Here is a 12,422-nt window from a genome sequence, read left to right on the forward strand (position 1 = left end):
ACCCTGGAGCACACCATGTCCCTGTCCATGCACAGCATCTCGATTCCGGTTTTCACCCGCCAACTGAACAATCTGTCGACCATTCTCGGTATCGCTGCGGCCAACGCCGAAGCCCGCAAGATCGAGCAGAGCGTGTTTCTCAACGCACGCCTGGCGCCGGATATGTTCCCACTCAGCCGCCAGGTGCAGATCGCCTGCGACACCGCGAAAACCGGTGCCGCCCTGCTGGCCGGCGTCGAAGCGCCAAGCCACACCGATGACGAAACCAGCATCGCCGAACTGCAGGCGCGCATCGCCAAGGTTCTGGAGTTCGTGGGGAGCATCAGCGCCGCGCAGCTCGATGGCAGCGAAGACCGCACCATCACCCTCAAGCGCCGTGACAAGGAGACCCACTTCCAGGGTCAGGCCTTCCTGCTCGATCACGTGCTGCCGAACTTCTATTTCCACCTGACCACCACCTACGCCATCCTGCGCCACAACGGTGTCGAGATCGGCAAACGCGACTTCCTCGGCACCCGCTGAGTTCGTCCGTGACCTCTTGGTGCATGCCCTGACGGCATCGCACCAAGACAGGTCAACACTGGTGATTCTCAACAAAGATAATCCGCAAAAACGCTGAAAATCCGCATTTAATTGTGCACATAGCACAACCCGCACTGTACGACCTGCCAACGCCGTCAGTTGGCACGTCACCTGCTATAGCCATGCCTTCTCTCACCCCGTGGAGCTTGGCCATGACGCACCCGACCACCGACAGCGACTACCCTCTGAGCGAGGTTCCCGCAGGCGCCCGCAAGGGTCTGTTCTCCACCTCGATCATGCTGTTCTCCTTCACCTTCTTCACCGCCACCATGTTCGCCGGCGGCAAGATCGGCATGGCCTTCGACTTCAAAACGCTGATCTGGGCCGCCGTTATCGGCAACCTGCTGCTGGGTACCTATGCCGCGGTACTGGGCCTGATCGCCTGCCGCAGCGGCCTGAACTCGGTATTGATGGGCCGGTTCTGCTTCGGCGAAGCGGGCAGCAAGCTGTCCGATGTGCTGCTGGGCTTCACCCAGATCGGCTGGTACGCCTGGGGCACCGCGACCATCGCCATCGTGCTGGTGAAAATCCTCGGCCTGCCGCAAGGCCTGACCATCCCGCTAATGGTGTTGTTCGGTTTCGGCTTCTGCGTCACCGCATTCATCGGCTACAAAGGCCTGGACATGCTGTCGCGGATCTCGGTACCGGCCATGCTCGCCCTGCTGATATGCTCGCTGTGGATCGCCACCGACGACATCGGCGGCCTCAGCGCGCTGATGGCCATCGAACCGACGCAAAGCATGAGCCTGAGCGTGGCAATCACCATGGTCTTTGGCACTTTCGTCAGCGGCGCCACCCAGGCTACCAACTGGACGCGCTTTGCCCGCAGCGGGCGCATCGCGGTGATCGCCAGCATGGTTGGGTTCTTTCTCGGCAATGGCCTGATGATCGTGGCCGGTGCCTATGGCGCCATCGTCTACCAGCAACCGGACGTCGTCGAAGTGCTGGTGCTGCAGGGCCTTTCCATGGCGGCAGTGGTGATGCTGTTCCTCAACCTGTGGACCACCCAGGACAACACCATCTACAACTTCGCCGCAGCCGGCTGCAACATGCTGCGCACCGGGCGCCGCAAGACGGTGACCGTGGTTGGCGCCGGTATCGGCACACTGCTGGCCATCGGCGGCATGTCCGACATGCTGATCCCCTTCCTGATCCTGCTCGGCTCGATCATCCCGCCGATTGGCGGCGTGATCATGGCCGACTATTTCTACGGCCATAAAGGCAAGTACCCATTGCTCGCCGAGACCCGCCTGCCTACGTTCAACTGGGTTGGCCTGGGCGCCTATGCCGTCGGTTCGCTGTGCGCCTACTTCTCGCCCTGGGTCGCGCCGCTAGTTGGCATCGCCGTCGCTGCACTGGTGTACGTCAGCCTGTACGAGGCGAGAAAGCTGTTCGCCGCCCGCGGTCTGGTCGCCGGCGCATGAGCCTGAGCGTCGCCGATGTACTGACGTTGCCCGGCCTGCACGACCTGCGCCTGCGCGCAGGCCAGGCGGCGCTGGGCAACCCGGTGCGCTGGCCTTACGTGGCCGAGAACGAGGATATCGCCGACTGGGTGATGGGCGGTGAGCTGGTGTTCGTCACCGGGATCAACCACCCTCGTGACGAGGCCAACCTGCTGCTTCTGGTACGCCAGGCAGTCGAGCGCGCTACGGCCGGCCTGGTGATTCTCACCGGCGCCGAGTACATCCAGAGCATTCCGGCAACGGTGGTGGCCGAAGCCGATCGCCTCGGCCTGCCGCTGCTCGAACAGCCTTACCAGCTAAAGATGGTGGTGGTGACCCAGGCCATAGGTACCGCGCTGGTGCAGCAACAGATGCTCGGCAGTTCGCGCCAGCACGTGCTGGAGCAGTTGCTGGAAGGCGACTATCAGTCCCTGGAGATCCTGCTGCAGCGCGCCGCCAGCCTCGACCTACCGCTGGGCGTGCCACGCCAGATCGCCCTGCTGCGTCTGCAGAACAGCGAGCGCTTGTTCGATGGCGAGGCTGCCGACAGCGGCGAACGTCTGCTGCGCGACAACCGTCAGTGCCTGCAGCAACGCCTCGAACAGTGCCTGCAGCGCCTCGGCGACGCGCTGCCGCTGATCAGTCAGGGCGAGCACTGGATCGCCCTGTTGCCCTGCGCCAGCAGCCACGACGAACAATGCAATCGCACGCTGCTGATGGAGCTGCTTGGTGAGCTGGACGAGCGCCTGCAGCCACAACGCGCGGTGCTCGGCCTCAGCAGCGGCGGTCATCATCCCGAACGCTTCGCCCGCGCACTCGGTCAGGCCCGCCAGGCGCTGGTCGCCGCCCAGGCCTTTCCGGAGCGGCTGGGGTTGTGCAGTTTCAACGAACTGGGCGTGATCGAACTACTGGGCGCCATCCGCGACCGCAGCCTGCTGGAACGTTTCGTCGAACGTACGCTGGGGCCACTGATCGGCGATGATTCGCGCCATGAACCGGTGCTGATGCCAACGCTCGAAGCCTGGTTCTTCGAGAACGCCAACCTGGCCCTGGCCGCGCAACGCCTGGGCGTACACCGCAACACCCTGAGCTACCGTGTACAGCGTATCGAAGCGCTGACCGGCTGCTCGTTCGATGATCCTCACGACCGGCTCAATATCAGCATCGCTCTGCTGATTCGCCGTCTGTCGTCTCATAGCCTGCCAAGGAGTACCCCATGAACATCGTCAACGCCCGCCTTCGTGGCCGCGAAGGTCTTTTCAGCATCGCACTGGACGGCCCGAAGATTGCCGCCATCACCGCGCAGCCGGCCCCCATCAATGTGGCCGAAGGCGACCTCGACGCCGCCAGCAACCTGGTGATCGCCCCTTTCATCGAGCCGCATATCCACCTGGATGCGACGCTGACCGCCGGCGAGCCGAGCTGGAACATGAGCGGCACATTGTTCGAAGGCATCGAACGCTGGGCCGAGCGCAAGGCATTGGTCACTCACGAGGACACCAAGACCCGCGCCAAGAAGACCATCGACATGCTGGTCGACCACGGCATCCAGCACGTACGCACCCACGTCGATGTCACCGACCCGACCCTGGGCGCACTCAAGGCCATGATCGAAGTACGCGAGGAAACCCGCCACCTGATCGACCTGCAGATCGTCGCCTTTCCCCAGGAGGGCATCGAGTCCTACGCCAATGGTCGCGCGCTGATGGAACAAGCGGTGGAACTGGGCGCCGATGTGGTTGGCGGCATCCCGCATTTCGAGAACACCCGTGATCAGGGCGTCAGCTCGATCAAGTTCCTGATGGATCTGGCCGAACGCACCGGCTGCCTGGTGGACGTGCACTGCGACGAGACCGACGACCCGCAGTCGCGCTTTCTCGAAGTACTGGCCGAAGAAGCCCGGGGGCGCGGCATGGGCGAGCGCGTTACCGCCAGCCACACCACCGCCATGGGTTCCTACGACAACGCTTACTGCTCCAAGCTGTTCCGCCTGCTGAAGATGTCGAAGATCAACTTCATCTCCTGCCCCACCGAGAGCATCCACCTGCAGGGCCGCTTCGACACCTACCCGAAACGCCGTGGCCTGACCCGCGTGGCCGAGATTGATCGAGCCGGCATGAATATCTGCTTCGGTCAGGATTCCATCGTCGACCCCTGGTACCCGCTGGGCAACGGCAACATTCTGCGCATCCTCGAAGCTGGCCTGCACATCTGCCACATGCTTGGCTATGAAGACCTGAAACGCGGGCTCGACCTGATTACCGACAACAGCGCCCGCACCCTGCACCTGGGCGAGCGCTATGGCCTGGAAGTGGGCCGCCCGGCCAACCTGCTGATCCTCTCAGCACCCGACGATTACGAGATGATCCGCACCCAGGGCTACGCCCTGATATCGGTGCGTCACGGTGAAGTGCTGATGCGCAGAACCCCGGCGAGCGTGCAGCGCGGCTAATGCTGAAACGTGGGAGGGGCTTTAGTCACGAAAACCTGTAAAAGGCTCGCGGCTAAAGCCACTCCTACACGCCCGACTCCACCCGCACGCTGGGGTCATGTCCTCGCTCAAGCCAGCCCCTGGGCACATCGCCAAGTTCGATCTCCCCATAAATGGCAGAAGAATCCTGAGGCGAACAGTGACCGTAGGAGGGGCCTTAGCCCCGAGCTCTTCACTGAGTATGGGGGCTAAAGCCCTTCCCACAATGACCAAAGCACCCTACTCCACTCGCACGCTGGCGGTCATGCCGGCACTCAACTGGACATTTTCGGGCATGGCATCGAGCTTGATGCGCACCGGAATGCGCTGGGCCAGGCGCACCCAGTTGAAGGTCGGCTCGACGTTGGCCAGCAACTGGCCGTCCGGGCTGGCGTTGCGGTCGGTGATGCCGCGGCTGATGCTTTCCACCTCGCCACGGATCTCCTGCTCGCCGCCCATCAACCACACCTCGACCGGCGCACCGACCTGAATGCGTGGCAACTTGGTTTCCTCGAAATACGCCTGCACGTAGAACGACGCGGTATCGACCAGTGCCATCACCGCTTGCCCGGCCGTCACGTAATTGCCCTGAGCCAGCACCAGGTTGGTGACCTGACCATCACGCGGCGCGCGCACTTCGCTGCGTGCCAGATTGAGCTGAGCGATACGCAGGTCAGCCTGGGCCTCGCGGAATTCGCTGCGCGCCATCTCGGCGTTGATCTGCGCGTTCTCACGCAGCTCGGCACTGATCGCCTGAGCACCGAGGCTCGCGCGACGTGAGGCTTCATGCTCGCGCAGATTGAGCTGCTGCTTGCGGATATCCACCACCGCCTGGGCCTTTTCCAGCGCGGCCTGGTAGCGGTCGCGGTCGATGGTCATCAGCAGGTCACCCGCCTTGACCTGCTGGTTGTCGCGCACCTTGAGCTCGACCACCCAGCCCGAGACGTCCGGCGCGATGGTCACCACGTCGGCACGCACCCGGGCATCGCGGGTCCAGGGCGAATACATGTAGTGCTGCCAGATCCACGAGCCGGCGAAAATCGCCGCCACCACCATGGCCAGGGTAATGCCGACGCGAATCGTCGAACGCATGCTTTCTCTCCTCAACGTGCCAGCACGGCAATTATGACCGCCAGAACACAGACATACAGGGCGCAATCGAACAGGGCTTCATGCCAGATCCACCGCGCCAATCCAACGCGCTGCAGCCCCAGGCGCAACACGCCGGTGAGCAACAGCGCCAATACCGCATAGGCCGCCATGGGGCTCAGCAATACGCCGCCCAGCGACCACTCATGCAAGCCCATGAGCTTCTCCTCTCAGGTGGCACCAGTGACGCCAACCGGTTTTCAATTGCAGCAACGCGGCCTCGGCCAAACGCTTATCGACACTGGGCGCACAGGCACGCAGTGCGTCCTGCAGATCCGCCACGGGGCCATTCAGATCGTCCTCGCGGCCCGGCGCTGGGCCGCGTTCCAGTACGTTATCCAGGCGTCGTAGAAAGCGGCGCTGCGAACGGGCCAGTTCGGGATCGGCATGGGCCAGACAGGCGCGCAGATGCAACAGTTCGTCGCCCAGATCGAGACCGGCCACGCCGTCGTCCCAGCGGCTGCGCGCCTGATCCGGGCGCGCCGGATAATGCCGGGCGAGTTGCAGCAAACGATCCGCCATGCGCCCACCGAACCAATTCTCCGCACGGCCCAGCTCACGCCGGGTCAGGCGACCAAGATCCACCAGAATCGCATGCATCAGGCGACGGCCATGCCACACCGGGTTACGCAGCCCAACCAGACGGAACGCCAATACGGCAAAGCCGACGCCCATGAGCAGGCCCGGCGCCTCGTTGAGAAAGAACTCGACGTTGTAGCCGACTCCCGGCGCCGGCAGACAGAGCACGATGAAATGCAGGCAGAAGGAGGTCGACGTGGCAGCAATCGGCGGCCTGGCCATCCCCAGCACGCCAAAGAACAGGGGTACGCCAAGCACCAGGCAGAGCATGACGAAACCGTCGATCTGCGGCATCAGGATCTGCCCGACGAAGAACGCCACCGGCAACGCATAGAAAATACCGCGCAAGAACATCATGCCAATCTGCGGCGCCGCTTCGAGCCTGGCAAACAGACTGCAGACCACACAGGCCAACAACATGGCGCCGGTGGCGTGAGTCCAGGCGGTGGCCAGCCAGAAGGAGGCCACTGCCAGAAACGCCAGGGCGCTGCGCGAGCCATACACCAGCGCGCTCTGCCAGTCGTAATGCCAGGACAGCGCTCGCGGTGCGTCGGCCGGCGCCCTGCCCTGCTCGACAGCAAGCAATGCGCGGCTGGCATCCTCGATGCGCAGCAGCAATACCGCCATGCGCTCCAGGCACAGCTGCTGGCCGCTGTTCAGCTCTTTGTCCTGAGCGGCCTGGCGCAGACGCTCGATCAGCTCGGGCAGATTGCCCTGGGCGTCCTGCAGTCGCTCGTCCACCTCCTGCAGCCAGGGGGCGACAGCCTCAGCCTCGCTGCTACTCAACTGTCTCCATTGCCGCGCCACACCACGGGCCAGGCGCAGCACGCCGAGCAGGTCGCGGCTGAGGACGCGTAGCGCAATGGCGCGCTGGCGCCCCCGCTCACCTTCGAACCAGGCGTGCTCACGCTGGGCATCCACGGCGACGATGCGGGCCAACGCTTCAAGCAGCCCCTGTCGGGCTTCGCCCTCACCACTCAACGCCTGGCGCGCGGCCTTGACGCCGGTCTGCCAGGCATTGCGCGCCTGCTGCGCCAGTTGGCGCTCGACACGCTGCGGCCACAGCAAGGCGCTGCTGAGCGTGGCGCAGACGATGCCCAGGCAGATCTCCGTGGAACGGGCGATGGCCTCGTCGAAGATCACCTGGGGCTTGCCGATAGCCGGCAAGCCGATGATCGCCACCGTATAGCCGGCGAGCACGAAGGCATACGACCAGGAACTGCGCAGCATGGTCGAGGCTGCCGTGCACATCCCCAGCCACAGCGCGAAGGCAAGCAGGAACAGCAGCGGCGTCTGGGCGAACAGCGCCATCATCACCACGGCCATAAAGGTGCCGACCAGGGTGCCGAGCAACCGCGCCAGGCCCTTCTGCACCACCATGCCAGACAACGGCTGAGCGACGATGAAGGCCGTCATCAATGCCCACTGCGGCTGCTCCAGCCCCAAACGCAACGCGAGCCAGAGCGCCAGACCACCACCGAGCAGGGTCTTGATCGCGAATTGAATGGCTTGCGAGCTTGGCGCAATGAACGCCAGCAGGGAATCACGCACGATGGTTACCTAAAAAGATCTCAGCTCTGAACATAGCCGTAGCGAAACGGTTCCGCCTCCGTGCAGAGGGGCAAATTATTAGCTAGCTAACTATATGCTGTCCAGAGGGCTATCTCGCTTTCGCACTCGCAGGCCTTGAAAAACGCGCACGAAAAAAAGGGCGACCGAAGTCGCCCCAATGCCTTGCGTGCTCGTGAATCCGGTTTCAGTGCGGCTTTTTCTTGCGCGCATCTCTCCAGATGAAATACGTGAACCCGGCGCAGAACAGAATCATCAGTCCCACGGTGCCGATACCGGCGAGAACCACCACATCGACGAACATGCTGCCTCCTGCATCCGTTGCTCGGGTATGGGGCTACGTTAACAGCGCAGGGCTAGGCGCCATTGATCCAGATCAAGGGCAGCGCTACGCCGGCCGCAAACGACTGGCAGCAGGTGATCTGGATCAACCTAAAGGATGCGCGCATCCACGAACGGGATGTGCGGCGGGTAATCACGATGAAGACAGGCGACAGACAGCGTGAAACGAGAAAAGCAGTTAGCGCTTTTTCGGCTTGCCCTTGGACTTCTTCTTGCCCTTGGGCATCGGCAAGGCCTGCTCGAAGGCATTGCGCATGTCCTCGAGCTTCTTGTCGCGCAGGTCATGGATGCGCTTGTCGCGCTCGGCGGTGAAGTCGATCAGTTTCACATCATTGCTCATAGCGGCGCCCGGATCAGACGAAACGTAAGATTCAGGCGCGGCGCGCACGGCTTGCGCGTTTTCGCCACCTGATGCTGCCAATAATGCTGGGTCTTTCCGCCCATGACCAGTAGCGAACCGTGGGCCAGCGTAAGCGAATGTACGATACGGTTATGGCCCTTGCGGCGCAGATCGAAGCGCCGCGCGCCTCCCAGGCTCAGGGAAACCACCAGAGGGTCATCGCCCAGCTCGCGCTCGTCATCACTGTGCCAGCCCATGGAATCCTGGCCGTCGCGGTAATAATTGAGCAGCGCACCGTTGAGCGGGCAGCCCAGCGCGTCCACCAGACGCTGGCGAATCTCGGCGAGCAGCGGCGTCCAGGGCAGCGGCTGATGGATCATCCCGGAGTAGCGATAACTGGCGTCGGCATCGCCATACCAGGCGGTCAGCCTCGGCACCGGATGACGACGGCCATAGAGCACGACCTCGGGCTGCTGCCAGGGCGTCTCACTGACCAGTCGCTCGAGCCAATGATCCGCCGTAGGGCCGTCAAGCCAGGCAGGCAGATAACTAAGGTCGGCATCGGGCAGGTTCAGATCGGGTCTGTCGAACAGGCCGGCCTGAGCGGTCGGGGTGGGATCAGCACTAGTCAAACCTCGACATCCACCCACAGCCCCTGGCGGGGCAATTGTTCGATGGCAGGCTCGTCCGCTTCATCGACATCACCCTCGGCGAGTTCTGCTGCGCTGTAACCCCGCCGTTGCCGACGACGCTGTTCTTCGCGCAGGCGCTCTTCCACTTCCTGAGGGTGACGTTTGTCCAGACCGACCGCATCCTCCTGGGCTGCCTCGGCAGTCGCCGTTACCGGAGCGATTTCCGGGCGCGGCTTGACCACGTCCTGCTGGGCAGTGACCGGGATCAGGCTACTAGGGATGGGTGGCAGCATGGATAAATCCCCTTTTGGGGTATGTCGGCCGTTGAGCAGGCAGCTTTAGTGGGTTCTTACTACACTTTCTGACCGGGTATCCGTCAGTAAGTGCCAAATCCGCACCATGCACCTTTGGCCGAGGCCCGGCGTTTCCGTTACCATAGCCGGCTTTTTCACAGGTGGAGACAGGCAGCATGGCGGAGTATCAACCGGGGCAACGCTGGATCAGCGACAGCGAAGCGGAACTGGGCTTGGGAACCATCCTCATGCAGGACGGCCGCATGCTCACCGTGCTCTACCCGGCCACGGGAGAAACCCGCCAGTACGCAACCCGCAATGCGCCACTGACCCGCGTGCGTTTCTCTCCGGGCGACGAGATCACCCACTTCGAAGGCTGGAAGCTGACCGTACGCGAAGTCGACGATGTCGATGGCCTGCTGGTCTACCACGGCCTCGACGCGCAGAACCACAACGTCACCCTGCCGGAAACCCAGCTGTCCAACTTCATTCAGTTCCGTCTCGCCAGCGACCGCCTGTTCGCCGGGCAGATCGACCCGCTGCCGTGGTTCTCGCTGCGCTACCGCACGCTGGAGTTCACCAGCAAGCAGGTGCAATCCTCGCTGTGGGGCCTGGGCGGCGTGCGTGCACAACCTATCGCCCACCAGCTGCACATCGCCCGTGAAGTCGCCGACCGTATCGCCCCGCGCGTTCTGCTGGCCGACGAAGTGGGCCTGGGCAAGACAATCGAAGCCGGCCTGGTGATCCATCGCCAACTGCTCTCGGGGCGCGCCAACCGCGTGCTGATCCTGGTACCGGAAAACCTGCAGCACCAGTGGCTGGTGGAAATGCGCCGGCGCTTCAACCTGGAAGTGGCGCTGTTCGACGCCGAACGCTTCATCGAAAGCGATGCCAGCAATCCGTTCGAAGACGCGCAATTGGCGCTGGTCGCTCTGGAATGGCTGTGCGAAGACGAAAAGGCCCAAGACGCGCTGTTCGCCGCCGGCTGGGATCTGATGGTGGTCGATGAAGCCCACCACCTGGTCTGGCACCCGGAAAAGGCCAGCCGCGAATACAGCCTGGTCGAACAGCTGTCCGAAGTGATCCCAGGCGTGCTGCTGCTCACCGCCACCCCCGAACAGCTCGGCCAGGACAGCCACTTCGCACGTCTGCGCCTGCTCGACCCGAACCGCTTCCATGATCTGGCGGCGTTCCGCGCCGAAAGCGCCAACTACCAGCCGGTCGCCGAAGCCGTACAGGAGCTGCTCGACAAGGGTCGCCTGTCCGCCGCCGCCCACAAGACCATCCAGGGTTTCCTGGGTGCCGAGGGTGAAGCTCTGCTGGCCGCAGTCGCTGACGGCGATATCGAAGCCAGCGCCCGCCTTACCCGCGAACTACTCGACCGTCACGGCACCGGCCGCCTGCTGTTCCGCAACACCCGCGCCGCGGTGCAGGGTTTCCCCGAGCGCGAACTGCACGCCTACGCGCTGCCGAGCCCCGACGAGTACATGGAGCTGCCGCTGGGCGAGCATGCCGAGCTGTACCCGGAAGTCAGCTACCAGGGCCAGGCGGACATCGAGGAAGATCAACGCTGGTGGCGCTTCGATCCGCGTGTCGAGTGGCTGATCGACACCCTGAAGATGCTCAAGAAATTCAAGGTACTGGTCATCTGCGCCCACGCCGAGACCGCCATGGATCTGGAAGACGCACTGCGCGTGCGCTCCGGCATCCCGGCCACGGTGTTCCACGAGGGCATGAGCATCCTCGAGCGTGACCGCGCCGCCGCCTACTTCGCCGACGAAGAATTCGGTGCCCAGGTGCTGATCTGCTCGGAAATCGGCAGTGAAGGCCGCAACTTCCAGTTCGCCCATCACCTGGTGCTGTTCGATCTGCCTGCGCACCCGGATCTGCTCGAGCAGCGTATCGGCCGCCTCGACCGTATCGGCCAGAAGCACAAGATTCAGGTGCACGTGCCGTACATGGAAAACAGCCCGCAAGAGCGTCTGTTCCAGTGGTATCACCAGGCGCTGAACGCCTTCCTGGCCACCTGCCCGACCGGCAACGCCTTGCAGCACCAGTTCGGTAGCCGCCTGCTGCCGATGCTGGAAAACGCCGACGATGGTCAGTGGCAAAGCCTGATCGACGAAGCCACCACCGAGCGCCAGCGCCTGGAAAGCGAGTTGCACGCAGGTCGCGACCGTCTGCTGGAACTCAACTCGGGTGGTGCCGGTGAAGGCGAAGCGCTGGTCGAAGCGATCCTCGAGCAGGACGACCAGTTCGCCCTGCCGATGTACATGGAGCAACTGTTCGACGCCTTCGGCATCGACAGCGAAGATCACTCGGACAACGCCCTGATCCTGCGCCCCAGCGAGAAGATGCTCGATGCCAGCTTCCCGCTCGGCGACGACGAAGGCGTGACCATCACCTACGACCGTGACCTGGCGCTGTCGCGCGAAGACATGCAGTTCCTCACCTGGGAACACCCCATGGTGCAGGGCGGCATGGATCTGGTGCGCTCCGGCTCGATGGGCAACACCTCGGTGGCGCTGATCAAGAACAAGGCGCTCAAGCCCGGCACCGTGCTGCTCGAGCTGCTCTACGTCAGCGAAGTGGTTGCGCCGCGCAGCCTGCAGTTGGGTCGTTACCTGCCGCCGGCGGCGCTGCGCTGCCTGCTCGATGGCAATGGCAACGATCTGGCCAGCAAGGTCTCCTTCGAAACCCTCAACGATCAGCTGGAAAGCGTGCCTCGGGCCAGCGCCAACAAGTTCGTCCAGGCTCAGCGTGATGCGCTCAACCCGCAGATCGCTGCCGGTGAAGCGAAGATCCAGCCACGCCATGTCGAACGCGTCAGCGAAGCCAAGCGCCGCCTGGCTGCCGAGCTGGACGAAGAACTCGCCCGCCTGACCGCCCTGCAAGCAGTCAACCCGAGCGTGCGCGACAGCGAACTGATAGCCCTGCGTGAGCAACGCGAACAGGGCCTGGCCATGCTCGACAAGGCCGCCCTGCGCCTGGAAGCCATTCGGGTGCTGGTCGCCGGTTGAGCCA

At 63.5% G+C, this 12,422-nt stretch carries 12 protein-coding genes; 5 read left to right on the plus strand and 7 right to left on the minus strand.

Features of this window, described 5'->3' with window-relative positions; all coding sequences use genetic code 11:
* Window positions 1-15: 15 nt before the first annotated feature.
* The 4 genes from ACZ3GY_RS13430 to codA all read left to right on the plus strand — a co-directional run bounded on the left by ACZ3GY_RS13430 (window position 16) and on the right by codA (window position 4,476).
* Window positions 16-522 (plus strand): DUF1993 domain-containing protein, encoded by a 507-nt coding sequence (locus ACZ3GY_RS13430; protein ID WP_465910454.1) that lies wholly within the window; start codon window positions 16-18, stop codon window positions 520-522.
* A 212-nt stretch (window positions 523-734) separates the two neighbouring features.
* Complete coding sequence (codB, locus tag ACZ3GY_RS13435; protein WP_465910456.1) at window positions 735-2,006, plus strand: cytosine permease; 1,272 nt, start codon at window positions 735-737, stop codon at window positions 2,004-2,006.
* Entirely contained in the window at window positions 2,003-3,244 is a 1,242-nt protein-coding gene (locus tag ACZ3GY_RS13440) for a PucR family transcriptional regulator (protein WP_465910457.1), read from the plus strand. The genes codB and ACZ3GY_RS13440 overlap by 4 nt, the downstream gene beginning before the upstream one ends.
* Window positions 3,241-4,476 (plus strand): cytosine deaminase, encoded by a 1,236-nt coding sequence (gene codA / locus ACZ3GY_RS13445; RefSeq protein WP_465910459.1) that lies wholly within the window; start codon window positions 3,241-3,243, stop codon window positions 4,474-4,476. The genes ACZ3GY_RS13440 and codA overlap by 4 nt, the downstream gene beginning before the upstream one ends.
* Before the next feature lie 258 nt (window positions 4,477-4,734).
* Here the strand turns inward: codA and ACZ3GY_RS13450 are convergent, their stop codons facing one another.
* The 7 genes from ACZ3GY_RS13450 to ACZ3GY_RS13480 form a co-directional block, all read right to left on the minus strand.
* Window positions 4,735-5,586, minus strand: a complete 852-nt coding sequence (locus ACZ3GY_RS13450) for an efflux RND transporter periplasmic adaptor subunit (protein WP_465910461.1) — start codon at window positions 5,584-5,586, stop codon at window positions 4,735-4,737.
* 11 nt (window positions 5,587-5,597) lie between these two features.
* Window positions 5,598-5,801 (minus strand): DUF1656 domain-containing protein, encoded by a 204-nt coding sequence (locus ACZ3GY_RS13455; protein ID WP_465910463.1) that lies wholly within the window; start codon window positions 5,799-5,801, stop codon window positions 5,598-5,600.
* Complete coding sequence (locus tag ACZ3GY_RS13460) at window positions 5,788-7,773, minus strand: FUSC family protein (protein ID WP_465910465.1); 1,986 nt, start codon at window positions 7,771-7,773, stop codon at window positions 5,788-5,790. The genes ACZ3GY_RS13455 and ACZ3GY_RS13460 overlap by 14 nt, the downstream gene beginning before the upstream one ends.
* A 205-nt stretch (window positions 7,774-7,978) precedes the next feature.
* Window positions 7,979-8,095, minus strand: a complete 117-nt coding sequence (gene ccoM, locus ACZ3GY_RS13465) for a cytochrome c oxidase subunit CcoM (protein WP_465910467.1) — start codon at window positions 8,093-8,095, stop codon at window positions 7,979-7,981.
* A gap of 216 nt (window positions 8,096-8,311) precedes the next feature.
* Complete coding sequence (locus ACZ3GY_RS13470; RefSeq protein WP_465911056.1) at window positions 8,312-8,461, minus strand: hypothetical protein; 150 nt, start codon at window positions 8,459-8,461, stop codon at window positions 8,312-8,314.
* An 8-nt stretch (window positions 8,462-8,469) separates the two neighbouring features.
* Window positions 8,470-9,105 (minus strand): alpha-ketoglutarate-dependent dioxygenase AlkB family protein, encoded by a 636-nt coding sequence (locus ACZ3GY_RS13475; protein ID WP_465910468.1) that lies wholly within the window; start codon window positions 9,103-9,105, stop codon window positions 8,470-8,472.
* Window positions 9,102-9,398, minus strand: coding sequence for an aspartate-semialdehyde dehydrogenase (locus ACZ3GY_RS13480; RefSeq protein ID WP_225833906.1), 297 nt, complete (start codon window positions 9,396-9,398; stop codon window positions 9,102-9,104). The genes ACZ3GY_RS13475 and ACZ3GY_RS13480 overlap by 4 nt, the downstream gene beginning before the upstream one ends.
* A gap of 176 nt (window positions 9,399-9,574) precedes the next feature.
* Between ACZ3GY_RS13480 and rapA the strand changes: the two genes are divergently transcribed.
* The gene (gene rapA, locus ACZ3GY_RS13485; RefSeq protein WP_465910470.1) at window positions 9,575-12,418 is read left to right on the plus strand and encodes an RNA polymerase-associated protein RapA; all 2,844 of its coding nucleotides are present in this window, start codon (window positions 9,575-9,577) and stop codon (window positions 12,416-12,418) included.
* The last annotated feature ends 4 nt before the right edge of the window (window positions 12,419-12,422 follow it).

The sequence above is a fragment of the Pseudomonas sp. PME37.24/006 genome (assembly GCF_055556635.1).